General features: G+C 37.4%; 19 protein-coding genes. 6 read left to right on the top strand and 13 right to left on the bottom strand.

Annotation, left to right across the window (positions count from 1 at the left end; genetic code table 11):
- Positions 1-106 precede the first annotated feature (106 nt).
- Positions 107-1,027: a Ku protein gene (locus ACN6MT_RS14890; protein WP_419886876.1), complete on the bottom strand. Its 921-nt coding sequence runs from the start codon at positions 1,025-1,027 to the stop codon at positions 107-109.
- A gap of 131 nt (positions 1,028-1,158) precedes the next feature.
- On the opposite strand from ACN6MT_RS14890, the gene ACN6MT_RS14885 reads away from it, so the two are divergent.
- Positions 1,159-2,997: a DNA ligase D gene (locus ACN6MT_RS14885; protein ID WP_419886875.1), complete on the top strand. Its 1,839-nt coding sequence runs from the start codon at positions 1,159-1,161 to the stop codon at positions 2,995-2,997.
- Between the two features lie 35 nt (positions 2,998-3,032).
- Here ACN6MT_RS14885 and dapF read toward each other — a convergent pair whose 3' ends face one another.
- From dapF to ACN6MT_RS14855, 6 genes are all read right to left on the bottom strand, one after another.
- Positions 3,033-4,013, bottom strand: a complete 981-nt coding sequence (gene dapF / locus ACN6MT_RS14880; protein WP_419886874.1) for a diaminopimelate epimerase — start codon at positions 4,011-4,013, stop codon at positions 3,033-3,035.
- 63 nt (positions 4,014-4,076) lie between these two features.
- Positions 4,077-4,856: a hypothetical protein gene (locus ACN6MT_RS14875; RefSeq protein WP_063253040.1), complete on the bottom strand. Its 780-nt coding sequence runs from the start codon at positions 4,854-4,856 to the stop codon at positions 4,077-4,079.
- Between the two features lie 160 nt (positions 4,857-5,016).
- On the bottom strand, positions 5,017-5,796 hold the full coding sequence (locus ACN6MT_RS14870) for an ABC transporter permease (RefSeq protein WP_419886873.1): 780 nt from the start codon (positions 5,794-5,796) through the stop codon (positions 5,017-5,019).
- Positions 5,793-6,701: an ABC transporter ATP-binding protein gene (locus ACN6MT_RS14865; RefSeq protein WP_419886872.1), complete on the bottom strand. Its 909-nt coding sequence runs from the start codon at positions 6,699-6,701 to the stop codon at positions 5,793-5,795. The genes ACN6MT_RS14870 and ACN6MT_RS14865 overlap by 4 nt, the downstream gene beginning before the upstream one ends.
- A complete protein-coding gene (locus tag ACN6MT_RS14860) occupies positions 6,701-6,901 on the bottom strand; it encodes a PLDc N-terminal domain-containing protein (RefSeq protein WP_063253037.1) in 201 nt (66 codons plus the stop codon). The genes ACN6MT_RS14865 and ACN6MT_RS14860 overlap by 1 nt, the downstream gene beginning before the upstream one ends.
- 415 nt (positions 6,902-7,316) lie before the next feature.
- On the bottom strand, positions 7,317-7,640 hold the full coding sequence (locus tag ACN6MT_RS14855; protein ID WP_063253036.1) for a DUF4870 domain-containing protein: 324 nt from the start codon (positions 7,638-7,640) through the stop codon (positions 7,317-7,319).
- A 169-nt stretch (positions 7,641-7,809) separates the two neighbouring features.
- On the opposite strand from ACN6MT_RS14855, the gene ACN6MT_RS14850 reads away from it, so the two are divergent.
- Together ACN6MT_RS14850 and ACN6MT_RS14845 are read left to right on the top strand one after the other, a co-directional pair.
- Entirely contained in the window at positions 7,810-8,937 is a 1,128-nt protein-coding gene (locus ACN6MT_RS14850; RefSeq protein WP_419956444.1) for an amidohydrolase, read from the top strand.
- 311 nt (positions 8,938-9,248) lie between these two features.
- Positions 9,249-9,812 (top strand): GNAT family N-acetyltransferase, encoded by a 564-nt coding sequence (locus tag ACN6MT_RS14845; RefSeq protein ID WP_419886871.1) that lies wholly within the window; start codon positions 9,249-9,251, stop codon positions 9,810-9,812.
- Positions 9,813-9,862: 50 nt separating this feature from the next.
- On the opposite strand, the gene ACN6MT_RS14840 is transcribed toward ACN6MT_RS14845, so the two are convergent.
- Both ACN6MT_RS14840 and ACN6MT_RS14835 read right to left on the bottom strand, forming a co-directional pair.
- Positions 9,863-10,021, bottom strand: coding sequence for a hypothetical protein (locus ACN6MT_RS14840; protein WP_169803678.1), 159 nt, complete (start codon positions 10,019-10,021; stop codon positions 9,863-9,865).
- 100 nt (positions 10,022-10,121) lie between these two features.
- Positions 10,122-10,904, bottom strand: coding sequence for an SDR family oxidoreductase (locus ACN6MT_RS14835; RefSeq protein ID WP_419886870.1), 783 nt, complete (start codon positions 10,902-10,904; stop codon positions 10,122-10,124).
- 153 nt (positions 10,905-11,057) lie between these two features.
- Between ACN6MT_RS14835 and ACN6MT_RS14830 the strand changes: the two genes are divergently transcribed.
- Positions 11,058-11,522 (top strand): Hsp20/alpha crystallin family protein, encoded by a 465-nt coding sequence (locus tag ACN6MT_RS14830; protein WP_063253033.1) that lies wholly within the window; start codon positions 11,058-11,060, stop codon positions 11,520-11,522.
- Positions 11,523-11,622: 100 nt separating this feature from the next.
- Here the strand turns inward: ACN6MT_RS14830 and ACN6MT_RS14825 are convergent, their stop codons facing one another.
- The gene (locus tag ACN6MT_RS14825) at positions 11,623-12,072 is read right to left on the bottom strand and encodes a FixH family protein (protein WP_419886869.1); all 450 of its coding nucleotides are present in this window, start codon (positions 12,070-12,072) and stop codon (positions 11,623-11,625) included.
- 2 nt (positions 12,073-12,074) lie between these two features.
- Positions 12,075-12,359: a hypothetical protein gene (locus ACN6MT_RS14820; protein WP_419956443.1), complete on the bottom strand. Its 285-nt coding sequence runs from the start codon at positions 12,357-12,359 to the stop codon at positions 12,075-12,077.
- A 100-nt stretch (positions 12,360-12,459) separates the two neighbouring features.
- Here ACN6MT_RS14820 and ACN6MT_RS14815 point away from each other — a divergent pair, with 100 nt between their 5' ends.
- On the top strand, positions 12,460-12,702 hold the full coding sequence (locus tag ACN6MT_RS14815) for a DNA alkylation repair protein (RefSeq protein WP_419886868.1): 243 nt from the start codon (positions 12,460-12,462) through the stop codon (positions 12,700-12,702).
- 31 nt (positions 12,703-12,733) lie between these two features.
- Here the strand turns inward: ACN6MT_RS14815 and ACN6MT_RS14810 are convergent, their stop codons facing one another.
- Positions 12,734-13,558: a hypothetical protein gene (locus ACN6MT_RS14810; RefSeq protein WP_419886867.1), complete on the bottom strand. Its 825-nt coding sequence runs from the start codon at positions 13,556-13,558 to the stop codon at positions 12,734-12,736.
- A gap of 59 nt (positions 13,559-13,617) precedes the next feature.
- The gene (locus ACN6MT_RS14805) at positions 13,618-14,562 is read right to left on the bottom strand and encodes a CobW family GTP-binding protein (protein WP_419886866.1); all 945 of its coding nucleotides are present in this window, start codon (positions 14,560-14,562) and stop codon (positions 13,618-13,620) included.
- A 117-nt stretch (positions 14,563-14,679) separates the two neighbouring features.
- Between ACN6MT_RS14805 and ACN6MT_RS14800 the strand changes: the two genes are divergently transcribed.
- On the top strand, positions 14,680-15,390 hold the full coding sequence (locus tag ACN6MT_RS14800; RefSeq protein WP_063253027.1) for a helix-turn-helix domain-containing protein: 711 nt from the start codon (positions 14,680-14,682) through the stop codon (positions 15,388-15,390).
- Positions 15,391-15,402 lie beyond the last annotated feature (12 nt).

Here is a 15,402-nt window from a genome sequence, read left to right as displayed (position 1 = left end):
GCGTCCTTTCATCATCATATGTAAGAGCCCGAATTCAAAATACCATCATTTATAAGACAAAAAGTCGCAAAAAACCGACTCGAGGTCGTCGAATCGGTTTTTTTGATTATGCTTCTTTTTTTACCTTTGGTGCTGCTTTTTTCCTAGGGGCTGCAGGCTTTTTGACAACTGTTTCCTTCTTCGCTGCACTTTCTTTATTTATAGCTGTTTCCTTTTTTATTGCAGGTTCTTTTCTTCCAGCACCTTCGCTTCTAGGCTTGGTCCTATCAATCGAAGCCTGCAGTGCTGCCATTAAATCGGTAACGTTAGAAGGTGTCTCTTTAGCTGTCGGGGTGACGGTTTCTTGTCCTGTACGTTTTGATTCAATTAACTCTAATAATGCTGACCTGTATTCATCGGTGTATTTTTCAGGTTCAAATTCAGTAGTTAATTGATCAATTAACATAATCGCAGTAGCTAATTCTTTATCAGTAACCTTATCATCTGCCGGGACATTTGGAACGTCTCCCGAACGGCGGACTTCGTCTGGAAAATGAATCGTCTCCATGACCAATGTATTATCATACACACGAATGACTGCCATTTGTTCTTTAGAGCGAATAATAATTTTTGCTATACCTACCTTTTGGGATTCCTGAAGTGCTTTTCGAAGCAAGGAATATGCTTTCCCACCGCCTTCATTAGGGGACATATAATAACTTCGGTCAAAATAAATAGGATCTATTTCTTCCATTTTGACAAAATCAATAATTTCTACTGCCTTTTCTTCATTTTCCTTCCGAAGCTTTTCAAGGTCTTCTTGATCCAGAACCACAAATTTCCCTTTTGTATATTCATATGCTTTCACAATTTCCTCTGGTTTTACTTCCTGTTCACATACAGTGCAAATTTTTTCATATTTAATCGGTGCATGGCATTTATCATGCAACGTTCGAAGTTTAATGTCTTTATCCTCAGTGGCTGTATGAAGCTTGATTGGGATATTTACAAGCCCAAAACTAATGCTGCCTTTCCACATCGTATGCATAAGTGCAATTCTCCATTCTTTTTATTATTATTGTGGTTTTTTGCTTTAAGAGAAATTCCTAAAAACATTTGGTAAAGGATGAAACCTGTTGGTTTGAAACAAAATAAAGGAAAAAGAGAGGAAATTAATTAATGAAACCGATGCTGCCAACACTAACATTCGACCTAAGCGTTCAACCTGATTGGCTGTACGAGGTTAAGTATGATGGATTTCGAGCGATTTTGAATTGGGATAAAAATGGGATTACCTTAACCAGTAGGAATGACAAGCCCTTGCTGCCACAATTCCCAGAGATAAAGGAATTTCTTGAGCCGCTAGAAGAATTCTTTCAACCTCTTCTGCCGCTTCGACTTGATGGAGAGCTTGTTCTACTTGAAAATCCATATAAGGCCAATTTCTCTGCGATCCAAGTCCGTGGAAGATTAAAGGCTTCAAAGAAAATTGTTGAACAAGCAGAAAAGGTTCCTTGTCGTTTAATGGTCTTTGATATCCTAGTATTAGCTGGCAAACCTCTTCATTCAAAAAAATTTGAAGAACGAAAGGAGAGACTAATCGAGCTTTTTAAACAGCTCGATCTCCCACTAGAAGCAGACCCCTATAATCATAACTTACTGCAGCTAGTTAAAGCCCATAAGGACTTTTCAAAATTATGGGAAAACGTTGTTCTCCATGATGGTGAAGGGATTATTGCAAAACAAAAAAACAGTCAATGGGAAGAAGGAAAGAGATCCTTACATTGGTTAAAATATAAAAACTGGAAATATGTATCCTGCTTTATTACAGCATTTGAAAAGACAAATGGTTACTTTTATGTTGGAGTCTACAAGGAAGGAAGTATTCAGGGAATTGGTCAAGTACTATTTGGCTTTAAACCAGACGAGAAGCAAGCTCTTCAAAGTACGATTAAACAGAATATGGTGAGTGAAGACACCCAGTTTATCTATGTCGAGCCTGCTATTTGCTTAGAGGTAAAATACTTAGAGCTTTTCGAAAATCAGCTGCGTGAACCTCATTTTCATCGCTTCCGTTTTGATTTAAAGCCTAATGAATGTACATATGAACAATTTATCTTTAAGCAAAAAAATTTACCGGAAGATTTGGATATTACCCACCCTGATAAGCCTCTTTGGAAAAACCATGACATTCAAAAGGCAGATTTCATACTGTATCTAAGGGAAGTATCACCATATATGCTGCCTTTTTTAGAAGATCGAGTCCTAACAGTGATTCGCTATCCGCACGGAATGTTCGGTGAACCCTTTTATCAAAAAAATTGTCCAGACTATGCACCCGATTTTGTTCATACACATATATCAGAAGGCATTGATTATATCGTTTGTAACAATCTAAAAACACTCATCTGGCTCGGTAATCAGCTTGCGATTGAATACCATATACCATTTCAAAAAATTCACAGTAAGGGAGCGAGTGAAATTGTCTTTGATTTAGATCCTCCTTCAAAGGAAGAATTTCACTTAGCGGTAAAAGCTGCATTGTTCATTAAAGAGGTTCTTGATCAATTAAATCTAATTGGATTTATAAAAACATCTGGAAATAAAGGATTACAAATTTATCTGCCTTTGCCTGAGGACGTATTTTCCTTTGAAGATACACGTTTATTCACAAGTTTTATAGCGGACTATTTGATTTCGAAGGATCCAGATTCGTTTACAACGGAACGAATGAAAAAAAATCGTGGAAATAGACTTTACGTTGACTATGTCCAGCATAGTGAAGGAAAAACGATTGTAGCACCCTATTCCATGAGAGGGAATGAGCATGCCGGTGTAGCCACACCACTATATTGGGACGAAGTGGATGATACCCTAAATCCCGTGGACTTTAACATGGAAAATGCATTACAACGAATTAAAAAACAAGGTGATCCTTTTAAGAATTATTTTCAAACAAAAACGATTCAGCCTTTTGGACCCGTGCTCGAAGTGTTGAAAGCAAACAAGGTCACATAGAACCCTATGTGACCTACATAAACTTATTTAGATTATTACAAACCAGCTTTCTTAAGAAAGTCTTGTGCGTCTGCTTGCAGCTTTTCGTAGGTTGACTGCTCGGTAAATTCCTCTTTCGAACTTACAGAAAAGGTTTCGCTTTCTAGGTCCACATCCACATATGCTTGGTACATGTACGTTGCATTACCAATCAGATCAATGCTGTAGTTTTCATCGTCTTCATGAACGACACATTGCACTCTTCCACCATTATTGTAAACATTAACTATTTCTTCCACGTTATTCAGTTCTTGCAGGCATGTTACCAATGAAGAGGCCGACATGGCCGTTCCACAAGCATTTGTGAAACCCACTCCCCGTTCAAAGGTGTTTACATAAATACTTCCCTCTGCCAAATTTTTAACAAAGCTTACGTTTACGCCATCCGGAAATAACTGATTTGGATTGTTAACCTTCTCACTAATCACTTTTTGCACCCCAGATTGCAATTGTTCTGTATTTACGATTGAAATTAAGTGCGGATTGGGGACCGCCAGTGCAGTAAATGTTAACTCCTGTGAAAGCTCTGAGATTTTTTCATTTAGTAAATTGGCTTGATTTAATTTCAAAGGTAAGTCTTCCAATAAGAATGAAACCGGCGAAATCTCTACTTGGTAGGTTATCACATCCGGATAAATATCCTTTTGTTCACTAACCTTTAAATTCGCCTTCATGGTTTCAATCGTGGCTTCATTTAGTCCTTTCATTTCACAAACATATCGGGCGACTAACCTCAAACCGTTACCACACATGGAAGCCTCTGAACCGTCCGAATTAAAAACCCGCATTTTTCCATCAGCTTGGTCGCTGTTCATGATGAAAAGAATACCATCCGCTCCTAAATCGGAATCTCGGTCACATAATAATGTAGCAAGCTTAGCCCTTTCACCTTCCGAAAAGGAATAAGCATTCGTTATTTCATCAATTAAGAGAAAATCATTTCCTGAACCATGACCTTTAATTAAATCAATTTGCACTACGATAACCTCCGCAATTTTTATACCTTATTCTATCAAATATTCAATTAGAAAGACACTTCCTTATCTCTCAATAAAATATTCATTAATTAGAAATGACATCGTTAATAGCTTGTCCTTTTCTGATAGGTTTTCAGTTAGCGAAAGTACTGGTGTATTTGGTTCTGGAAAACGACCGCTCCATTCAACAGGCATCCACCCGCGTCTCAGCCGCCCGACCTGCTTCCCCGATTGATTTAAGACTCGTTCATCCATAAAAAAACCTGAACCTTCAACTGAGCCAAACAATCTACCTGTCACATCTACCATTTCTTTCTTTTGTTTTAACCATGTTACATGCTCTTTTTCATAACAGCCTAAATATCTCCTGTTTTGATCATAGACTTCAATTATGAATGATTTTTTTATTTTGTAATATCCAATAGGCCCCCCTTGGCTATCATAGAGTACATAAATTCTTGGTTTCCTAAACAGATAAACGCCCTTTTGCCAATATCTCTCAATCTTTCCTGCCTGGTGTCCATCAGGATAGAAAAGGTGCAAACTAGAATCTTGCTGATTCATATAGACAACCACAAGATGTCGCGCAGAAAAAATACTTTTATATGAACTGGACAATTGAGGCATATTTCGATCAATGGAAATAGCTTGTTTTACTCTATAAAGGTAGATCTGAAAGCTTATAAAGCTGTACACCACAAAAGGGATGGTAAGTAACATAATTTGATTGTTTTGAAAAAAATATAGATTTCCAACAGCGATGGTGATAGCAGGAATGAGCGCTGCAAGGCTTCCATTTAAAGTAATATTGGCACTGTCACGGTAAAATTCATGTATTTTCATCCTGAAAACTCCTTATCTGCCCCTCTTATATATATTCTATTAAAGATGGATAAAAAAAATGATAGGAGTTTTCTTTATATCTGCTATAAAAGATTAATAGAAAAAAGAAGCCAATTGACTGGCCTCTTGATTACGGATTCCCTTTTTTAAACATGGCTAATTATGAGGCAAGCTCTTTTCTCTTAAATACGAACACACTAAACAATAGAAAAATGAGAATGAGTACCAGCGCTACTAAACTTGCAGGGAGGGTATCATCAGGAAGTTCCCCTGCCGTAAGCAAGGCGCCTGCATAACTAGTTAACTGCGAAGGGCTCCATTCTAGTAAGTGAGAAAGTGCACCGCTAGCGATACTTACTGCCAGCGCGAGTGCTAATGAGATAAATCCTGCCACTCCAGGCGATAAAAGAGCTGAACTAAAGAACACTGTAACCGTTACTATTAATGTCAGCCATAAGCCATATAAAACGAACGATTGAAAAAATTCCCCAATCGGTACCCAATCAAATAACTGCCCCGTATAATACCAGGTTGATAAGTAACCAATAAATAAAGAAATCCACACTAGAAAAAGACTACCCGCCCATTTAGAGGTAACATAAGATAGATAAGAAACCGGCTTTACAAGGATCATCGCAGCTACTCCACTCTTCCTTTCACCTGCAATGATACCCATTGTGCCAAGGACAATGACTAACACCCCGATTGTCGAATATTGACTTAGACCCGAAGCTAATACAGCCCCTGCTGTTGGTGTTGGTATTTCAAAAACTGCTCCTTCAGGCAGACCGCCAACCGATTTAATAATTTGTGGTAAATAATAACTCGTTAATGGCTCTGATACACCTAATAAAATAAAGGTAATTGGAACCCAAATCCATTTAAAATTTCTCCACATCTCTATAATCTCTTTTTGAAAAAGTGTCATCCATTGGCTCATTTCCCCACCACCTTCATAAATACATCTTCAAGGGTCATACTGCTTATTTCAAATTTATCCAATTGCCAGTCTTTATTGGAGATTAATTTCAAAAACTCCTTCCTTGCCGTCTCTACATCGGTAACAAACACACTAATTCGATTTCCGTCTATCAGAATAGATTTTGTTAAATGATTGTTCCTAAAAGTACTTTCCATTTCCTCTGTTTTCTTACGGAAGATTAAGTCTATCTTTGCCTGCTGGTGCCGTTCACGCAACTCAACCATTGTTCCGGATTCCACAATTTCTCCATTATGTAAAAATAGGATCTCATCGCAAACCTCCTCAGCATCATTCAAAATATGCGTGGAGAACAGAATGGTGGTCTCCTTTTTTAATCCTTCGAGCAGCTCTAAAACCTCTCTTCTGCCAAATGGATCTAATGCAGACACAGGCTCATCTAACATGACAAGCTGTGGACGGTGAATAATCGCCTGTGCAATACCTAGCCTTTGCTTCATCCCGCCAGAGTATTTTCCTACCCTCCTATTCTTTGCATCACTGATTCCAACCAGCTCTAGAAGCTCTAAGGAACGTTCCTTTGCCTCTTTGCTTGTTAAGCCAGCAAGCTTGCCGACGTATTGAAGAAATTCGAATCCTGACATCCAGTCATAAAAAACAGGAAACTGAGGCAGGTAGCCAATTAAGTGGCGGATATCTCCATCCTTTTTAGCACCGCTAAAAGAAATAGATCCTGCAGTGGGTTTCATTAATCCTGATAGCATCCGGAGTGTCGTTGTTTTCCCTGCTCCATTGGGACCCAATAGGGCAATACACTTGCCCTTTTCAAGTACAAAATCCAGTCCCTTAATCACTTCATTTCCTTGAAAACTCTTCTTTAAGCCTTTAATTTGGATGAGAGACATTAATCATTTCTCCTTCCAATCACAAAATATAGAATAGGGCCAATAATATTTACAAAAATAATGATAAATACCCAAAGCAGTTTAGGGCCATTCGTTTTTTCGATTCGAGATAAATCCACTAGTGATACGATTAGTAAGATAAGTTGAATGATAAAGAGCGGTGCGATTAATCCCCAGTTCATACCTTCTAATAATTCCATGCCAGTTCCCCCTTGTTAAAGCTTTATATATTGATATGACGTTTGAACTATAAAAACGTTCAAAACCCAGCAAAAAATTTTTTTGCTGGGTTAGTTGGCCTATATTTGATTTTTTTGGCTGTGTTAAATTGGCCTGTTGATTTGTGTTCCACTAAGGAATGCTTCTTGGAATAATCATCGCAGGGACAGGCCGTCTTTGCCTGTCCGAGGCACTTCGCTTTCCGCAGGCGTTCGGTGAGCCTCCTCGGCGCTAGCGCCTGTGGGGTCTCACTTGCTCCGTACTCCTGCAGGACATTGAAGGGCTTCCTTGAATTTGCCCACGCACGAAGAAAATTCGATAGCATTTTCGAGGAGTCTTCGTGCCTTCCACACAAATTAACAGGGTGCAAAATCAAAAGTTAGCTTAACACAGCCATTATTTTATAACTCTAAAGATTAGTGGGAATCGATATTCATTTCCTTCATATGCCTTGACTGCTGCAATGATGGTAAATACTAGGGCCATGATTCCTAATATCCATAATAAGAAAATGCCTACGATTAAGAAAATTAATATTCCGCTTATTACGGAATAAACCGTGTATGAAATGAAAAAATTAAAATATTCTCTTCCATGATAATTGATAAATGATGACTCATCCTTTTTTAATAACCAAATAACGAGAGGACCTATAATCGGAAAAAATAGACTAACAACATAGAGAATTGCCGCAAGCATTTTTTCTTCACTTTTTATCATTTATGATTCCCCCAACGGTAAATTTTTTCTATCTTCCCCTAATATTTACGCTGCCATTACGAAAAGGTTTCATAATTTTTTCAAAAATCATTATTTTCCACTATCCACTCATTCTTCCAGTTGATAAAATGGTAAAAATAATATTATCAACGTGCAGAAAGGTTTAATGATCATGAAAATTCTTTTAAAAAATGCAACCCTTTATCCAGTTACATCTGAACCACTAAAAAATGGTGATGTTCTCATAGAAAATGGAAAAATCATAAAGGTTGGAAAAAATATTCAAACTGATTTAACCGTTAAAATCATTGATTGTCATCAACTCTATCTTTTACCAGGCTTTATTGATGTTCATACCCATCTAGGGCTATACGATGAAGGAACTGGCTGGGCTGGTAATGATGCAAACGAGACAGCAGAAGCAATGACTCCTCATATTAGAGCCATTGATGGTGTTTATCCTCTAGACCCTGCTTTTTCCGATGCCATCAAAAGTGGAATCACCACTGCACATGTCATGCCTGGAAGTGCAAATGTGATAGGTGGTACTACATCTGTAATCAAAACAACCGGGAAGAATGTAAAAAAAATGGTTGTCCAAGAAATTGCAGGTCTTAAGCTTGCCTTAGGAGAAAATCCAAAAAGAATTCATAGTCAGGGGAATAATGACTCAATAACACGAATGGGAATTATGGGAATGCTCCGGGAAGCGTTCTATAAAGCAATCCATACAGATAATCCAGATAATCTAAGAGTAGCGCCCCTAGTTATGGCCTTAAAAAGGGAAATTCCCGTTAGAATTCATGCTCATCGGGCTGATGATATTATTACTGCCTTGCGCCTAGCTGAGGAATTTAACCTGGATCTAAGAATTGAGCATTGTACAGAAGGACACTTAATTGCCAGCGAGTTAGCTGGGATGAACTTAAAGGTTTCAGTCGGTCCGACCTTAACCAGGAGATCAAAAATCGAACTAAAAAATAAGACCTGGAAAACTTATCAAGAACTCACAAATAACGGTGTCGAAGTATCGATTACAACCGATCACCCCTATACACCTATTCAGTATTTGAATATATGTGCGGGGATTGCCGTTCGAGAAGGATTATCAGAGCAAAAAGCATTAGAGGGAATCACCATTTTACCTGCGAGGAACCTAAGGTTAGACCAGCAATTAGGAAGCATTGAAGAGGGAAAAGAGGCTGATTTAGTGCTGTGGAGTCACCATCCTTTTCATTATTTAGCAAAACCAAAATGGACGATGATTGGCGGTGAAATCGTTTTCTCAGAACAGTAGAAATTTGTTGAAATTTGCCAATAAATAAACACGAAAAAACAACAAAAAACCTATTTATTTTTTTTATTTTTTCTAGTATGATACTCTAAGTGAAACCGAAAAAGGCCTAAAAATCTGGGGGGTAAATCACATTATTTTTCATCAACAAAAAAAATGATATAGGGAAGGCAAATGGTGCGCCACCAGTAATACCTGGTTCTAGTGGGTTCGATTCCCACCCCGAAATTTTTTAGTTTATCTGAATAAAAAATTTCGTGGGTGGGCCGCTTCTTTAGACATGGGATCGGATTGCCCAAATGGAGGGAAATTCAATGCTTAAGAAACGAGATCTTCATGACAGCCATGTATTATTTGAACTTATGTCGCATCCAGATGTCTTTCCTTTTGTGCGTCAAAAATGTTCTTCTTATGAGGAATTCATCTTTATGACGAAACAAACGCTCGAAGCTGAAGAGCGCGGAGAGTGTATTTCGCGGACCATTCTTGATGAATGGGGTGCCCCTATTGGAACCATTAATCTTTTTGATATTGAAGATAATGCAGGATTTTTAGGCACATGGCTTGGAAAGCCATTTCATGGCAAAGGTTATAATGCCCCTGCAAAGGATGCCTTTTTTCAAGAGGTTTTTTATACATTAGGAATAGAAACAATCTTTATGAGGATTCGTAAGGTAAATATCAGGTCTATTAAGGCTGCAGAAAAACTCCCTTATGTCGTTAAGGCAAATGAAACTAGAAAATCACTTTACGACCAGTTGAATGCAGATGGCGAAGTGTATGACTTATATGAAATACCAAAAGACCAATACTCCTTCTACCTCATGCGTAATAATGGTCCAGTACAAGAAGAACCATCACATTTATTAGAAGCATAAAGAGCAACCGGCTTTGGCCGATTGCTTTTTTTGTTATTAAGAAAATTTTATTAATCCGTTATATTTTGTTCCGTACCGGAATTTACTTCGCTAAAACCCATATGGAGCAAAAATTCTTCTAGTTCCTCGTTCGTTAATGTTTCAAAACGACCATCATGAAAAAATACTTGAGTTTGATTTGGATTAATACGGTTCATGTTAAAACTCATTTTATTTGCTCCTTTCATAGATGTGTTACATCTATTATCCACAAAAGGAACATAATTCATTCCAAAAAATAGAATAGTTCAAAAAATCGTAAAAGGAAAATTATTTTGACTGATTTTTTTGAGAACAGACTTTTCCGAGCACATCCTTTCCTCCAGTGACAGGAATAATACTTCCAGTTATAAAATCAGACTTTTCGTCAACGAGAAAGGAAATGACACGCGAAATGTCTTCGCCTGTTCCATGTCTTCCTACTGGCACGCTTTCGCTAAATGTCGCTTCTTGGATACTCTTTTCCTTCCAGTGAGAAATGATATCCCCAGGGGAAACCATATTAGCGGTAATACCATTTGCTGCTTCTTCCATAGCAATCGTTCTTGTTAGTGAGGCAAGCCCTGTTTTTGCCGCAGCGAAAGCAGAACGGTAAATCCACCCAGGACTCGTTTCTACTCTATCAAAACCCATTGTGATGATTCTTCCCCATCGCCGCTCTCTCATAATAGGAATAATGGCTTTCGATAAATAAAAAACTGCATTTAAATTCCCATTGATTATATAATTCCATTCATCAAACGAGTATTCCGATATTTTTTTTCTTTCATGGACATAGGGTCCTGCATTATGGATGACAATATCAAGGGAGTTGAACTCATTTATAACTTTTTCAACCATTTGTGTACAATCTAATTGATTTGCCACATCACCTTGAATACAAATAATTTTATTCCCGAATTTTTCTTCAATTTCCTTTGATAATAGTATGGCTTCTTCATGACTATTTCGATAGTTTATAGCTAGCTGATACCCCTGTTCGGCTAGCTGGCAGACAGTTTTTTTCCCTAAACCAGTAACTGCTCCCGTAATTAATACCGTTTTTTTCTTCATGAGTCATTACCTCACAATAATGTTTTCTTAACTATATGCTTGGAAGGCTTGACTATATTTTAAAATTTCTGGTTATTTATAACGCCAGCAATCCTTGCTGCATAGAATAAGGTATGACTGCCTAGTGAGAGTTTGCTGAAAGGTGTGGAGTTTATGTTCCCGTTTAACTTTTTTCCATTTAATAAAGATATGAAGAATAAGCTTCAGCATATGAAATCGGATGAAATCGACCAATTTATTAAAGGCATTTTGGGAAATGTAATGTCCTCTCAATCCGGAAGTGCCATGAATCCCCAGGATTTCGTCAATCATTTTCGTCCTCAACCCTCTCAGCAGGTAAATTCACAGAACTCTACAGCTTTTGAAACGCATGATTCTGTTTTTGTACGAATACCGATTAAGGATGAATCACTCCTGAAGGATTTGCGGATTTATCATACTGCAAACCAGTTGACGGTCGAAAATATACCAGAGCTAGATCAAAAACATTCCATCACGCTACCCGCTGCCGTAAAAAGGAAAGGGTCCTCTGCAAAATTTAAAGATGGCATACTTGAAATTAAATTAATTAAATCTCATGACATCCACTATTCTCAAATCGATGTGACAGAAATCTAAAAAAGGAAAAGACAGCAACAAATCCTCAACTGTCTTTTCCTATTTTACTCTAGCTTTAGCGTCTGGCTCATCTGGGTGAAAGCACTTCCTGCTTTTGTTCTTAATGACCTTCCATATTCATTGAATCCTTCGATTCACTTGGATCTTCCGGTTCACTTGCAGTTCCAATGACGAATTCTTTTTTAGGCATGTTATGCATATCTCTTGCGGTTACGTGAGAAATAATATAATAGGTTCCTTCTTGATGAAATGATTTTTCTAAACGATAGCTCCCATTCTCCGTATGCTCTACTTTGATTTTCTCATGCTTTTCATCATGAGCACGCCAAATTTCAAAGGTCACCTCATCAGCATCTTCAACATTTTCGTCTCCTTGGGTTACCTTTGCCTCAAAAACAATCGGTTCGTTGACATTTCCTTTTTCCGGGTTAATCGTTAACTCCACCTCTACAAACTCTGGTAATTCACCGGCTTTTTTGTCTTTATTATTGCATGCACTGATGCTTAATACAGATACGATAATAAGCATGAAAAATAAGTACTTTCTCATCTTTATCCCTCCTTTAGTAATTGCTCCATAACACCATTATGTAATAGTATAAGTGCTACCTTTGCTTCATTTGAGATGGTTGACTGAGTGATTCTTTTAATAGCAGAATAATATTTTTCGAATTTATTTTTACGAATTCTGGGATGAGAATTTTCATCCAACAGTTCTCTATAGACTGCTTCCTTAAGTGTATCTTCACTGCTTCTATCACTCGCAGTAAGCAAACGATTATTCCAAATCTTTCGATATTCAGCTAATAATTCATCATAATTGAAATCTGCAATCATCAAAAACAGCCACCTCCTGATATCCCCAATTGCATTGTTACATACTTTCCAATATTATTGCAAAAAATAAATACAATAATCTTGTGAAAGGAGATAAGCAATGTCAACACCTTATAAATGTCCCAATTGTAAAACCAATCGAAGCCGTTTTAATATTATCCAACAAGTTTCTCAATCTGTAAAACTAGACCCTCAATCGGGTGAGGTCCTAAGAGAATATAGCGAAAATGATTTAGAACCCTTCCATCTGCCTTACAACGGACCAGACTATCGAATTCAATGTGCCTCCTGCGGCTTAATTGAGGACGAAAGGACGTTCATTAAATTTGGCCAGCAGGCTTAACATGAAAAAACACCTTTACAAAGGTGTTTTTTCAATTCTTCAAATGATTTTCTTTTAAAAACGAATCAGAATCTATTTTCCAGCCTTCCATCGTTGAAAAACGCATTAAATGAATTTCTCCACGATAGTGCTGACGTCCTTTATTTTTTATAAACCAGTCAATCTCCACTGGTACATCCATACTTATTTCCTGCTTTAAATCTTCGGCAGGTAATATCGGCATCCTTGTGATTCGAACATTTTCAATTTTTCCTAATACAGGCTTCCAATTAAACTTTTGAACGCTGATTAACTTAGAAATAAACAAATCCTGCTGTTTTAAACCAGCAATATATGCTTCAACTGTCTCATATGGTGATGCCATACTCAAATACTCCTCTAACTTACCAGAAGCTTTAAAAATCATCAACATATGTGAAAGGTCCATCGCATTTGTTCGATGGGTAGTACTTCCGTAGAAATGGATACAAAAATGCCCCGGAAAATTATTTTTTAGAGCTCCTGCGCCATGCGGCATCCCATGCATAGATCCAGCAATCCATTGGTCTTTACTGATCACGATGATTGCGCGCCGCTTCCAACTCCATTTCCCTCCATAAATTTTTTTCATTATTTTCGTATCCTTTGGGGTCAAGGGCTGTACATCAGCATGATGACTTCCAGCACGTCTTTGGACATTAAACTTTTTCCCAGTTTCCATATCTAGAACGGTAAACTTTGAATACTTTGGCAAAACCTTATTGACTTCTTCCCATGGCAGCATTTCAATTTTATAACTAATATTTGTGGAAGCATGAATCGCTTGACCATTTAGGAGGAAAAGAATAACGATCATGATAACTGTTTTCTTCTTCATCTAATCCCCCTTTACATGTAAAATAACTACATTAAAAGAGTTACCTGAAGAAGAAATGTTCATTCATTTTCTTTTTGGTTTTTGAATTCCTTTTCAAGTTGTTTAAGCTTTTCTTCTATCTTTGACCATTCGATATTTTCACCGATAAAAACTAAATTTAAGCGTAAGTTCATTTCTTCTTTCATGTAAAAAGGCATGCCATATGAGTATTGGAAAAGATATGGTTTTGATAATGGATCAAATTTCATATAGCCTTTGATCCGATAAATTCCCGCTGGTAAATCCTTCAAAAATTGTTCGAAACTATTATGACTAATCGGACCTTGAAATTGATAAACAAACGTAGTTAAATTAAGGGCTTTTATAGTGAATGCTGCCTCCGTTTTGTTATCAAAAGAAATAGTCAGTTTTCTCAATTCATCCATTGAAACCTGCGAAAAATTGGTTAATAAACAACGTGCGGCTGAATTGATCCCTTGAATTTCAAAAATAATTTTTGCCTGCTCAGATTCTGACAGTTCATCCATTTTATTTATGAGGATAAAATCTGCGTGTCTGACCTGCTCGATAAGTAACTGTTGGAGCTGTGGACTTAACGCTTTTCTATCCCTCCATCTTAATCCGTCTACAGTCGTAACAATTCCTTTAATTGTAAAGTGCTCTGCAAATAATGGTGAAAGAATGGCGTCCAGAACTTCAACTGGGTGTGCTGCACCAGTTGTTTCGATATAAATGACTTCTGGCTTTTCATTTACTAATAATCCCTGCAGCTGCGCTTCAAGCTTGTCCTGAATGGAACAGCAGATACACCCCCCTAATAGTTCTTTCAGCGCCACATCCTCTTCACGAGCAACTTCCGAATCAATTGAGACCTTTCCAAGCTCATTCATCATTACAGCCGTTTTTCTGCCAGCGAGTCTCTCATCCTCGAGTAATCGCTTTAAAAGAGTCGTTTTTCCGCTTCCTAAAAAGCCTGATAATATATAAACTTCTGTGTTGTTCATCCTGCTAACCTCTTTTTCATTTAATATTCCTTTTATTATATATGAAATTGGGCTAACAACTAGATAGAAGTGGATTATAATAATAGTAAAAAGAATATTCAGAAAGGACTATCTCTCATGATCTATGAGTATGTCTATCCAAAAAGTCTCCTGCATTTCGTTAGAAACCCTTCACATGAAACGTTAAAGGACCTTCTCCTTTACAATACAGGGGAGACAGATTTTCTAGATTTTAAAACAAAATGGACAGAATTTTCTAAGATGGCAAAACATACACTGGCAATTGCAAATTCTGGGGGCGGCTGCATTATAGTTGGTGTCAGTCAAAATGATGAGGGGGCTATTTCTTTAACTGGGCTTAATGAAGATGATTTTTTAGACAAAGCAGATATTGACAATAAACTTTCTAACTTACTCCCCAAATACTTAAAATATCGGACAGAAGATTTTCATTATAGTAAGGACCAACCAGATTTGAGTAATAAACGGTTTCAGGTACTCATAATTGAATATGATCCAAAATACGTCCCCTATACTTCTGTTGTTCAACGAAATGAGCTTCGTTACGGCGCGATATATGTCCGACAAGGAACAAAATCACTTGAGGCAACCAATGACAAACTCGTGGAAATCATCCTTCGCAAGGTGCAGTCAGGAGGTTCTGGTGTGAATGAATATACCCTCAAAGAACATCTTGACCAGTTAAAGGAATTATACGAAGAGATTTCTTCACAAAAAGATAATGAGTATAGGCAATTTATTGCAGAATTAATCGAACGTAAAAAGGAAAGAATTCGGCAATTATTAGATGTTCTTCCTGAAAACTAAACTTTCTCAACA

Source organism: Neobacillus niacini (genome assembly GCF_048572935.1).
GTDB lineage: Bacteria > Bacillota > Bacilli > Bacillales > Cytobacillaceae > Neobacillus > Neobacillus niacini.
The sequence above is the reverse complement of the archived record's forward strand: the minus strand, read 5'-3'. Positions and strand labels throughout refer to the sequence as shown.

Bases quoted from the DNA above. Each gene is read 5' to 3' on its own strand.
- ACN6MT_RS14885 (WP_419886875.1), top strand. From the start codon at position 1,159: ATGAAACCGATGCTGCCAACACTAACATTCGACCTAAGCGTTCAACCT.
- ACN6MT_RS14855 (WP_063253036.1), bottom strand. From the start codon at position 7,640: ATGATAAAAAGTGAAGAAAAAATGCTTGCGGCAATTCTCTATGTTGTT.
- ACN6MT_RS14810 (WP_419886867.1), bottom strand. From the start codon at position 13,558: ATGAAGAAGAAAACAGTTATCATGATCGTTATTCTTTTCCTCCTAAAT.
- ACN6MT_RS14830 (WP_063253033.1), top strand. From the start codon at position 11,058: ATGTTCCCGTTTAACTTTTTTCCATTTAATAAAGATATGAAGAATAAG.
- ACN6MT_RS14875 (WP_063253040.1), bottom strand. From the start codon at position 4,856: ATGAAAATACATGAATTTTACCGTGACAGTGCCAATATTACTTTAAAT.
- ACN6MT_RS14825 (WP_419886869.1), bottom strand. From the start codon at position 12,072: ATGAGAAAGTACTTATTTTTCATGCTTATTATCGTATCTGTATTAAGC.
- ACN6MT_RS14835 (WP_419886870.1), bottom strand. From the start codon at position 10,904: ATGAAGAAAAAAACGGTATTAATTACGGGAGCAGTTACTGGTTTAGGG.
- ACN6MT_RS14860 (WP_063253037.1), bottom strand. From the start codon at position 6,901: ATGGAATTATTAGAAGGTATGAACTGGGGATTAATCGCACCGCTCTTT.
- ACN6MT_RS14820 (WP_419956443.1), bottom strand. From the start codon at position 12,359: ATGATTGCAGATTTCAATTATGATGAATTATTAGCTGAATATCGAAAG.
- ACN6MT_RS14865 (WP_419886872.1), bottom strand. From the start codon at position 6,701: ATGTCTCTCATCCAAATTAAAGGCTTAAAGAAGAGTTTTCAAGGAAAT.
- ACN6MT_RS14815 (WP_419886868.1), top strand. From the start codon at position 12,460: ATGTCAACACCTTATAAATGTCCCAATTGTAAAACCAATCGAAGCCGT.
- ACN6MT_RS14805 (WP_419886866.1), bottom strand. From the start codon at position 14,562: ATGAACAACACAGAAGTTTATATATTATCAGGCTTTTTAGGAAGCGGA.
- ACN6MT_RS14870 (WP_419886873.1), bottom strand. From the start codon at position 5,796: ATGAGCCAATGGATGACACTTTTTCAAAAAGAGATTATAGAGATGTGG.
- ACN6MT_RS14890 (WP_419886876.1), bottom strand. From the start codon at position 1,027: ATGCATACGATGTGGAAAGGCAGCATTAGTTTTGGGCTTGTAAATATC.
- ACN6MT_RS14840 (WP_169803678.1), bottom strand. From the start codon at position 10,021: ATGAGTTTTAACATGAACCGTATTAATCCAAATCAAACTCAAGTATTT.
- ACN6MT_RS14800 (WP_063253027.1), top strand. From the start codon at position 14,680: ATGATCTATGAGTATGTCTATCCAAAAAGTCTCCTGCATTTCGTTAGA.
- ACN6MT_RS14845 (WP_419886871.1), top strand. From the start codon at position 9,249: ATGCTTAAGAAACGAGATCTTCATGACAGCCATGTATTATTTGAACTT.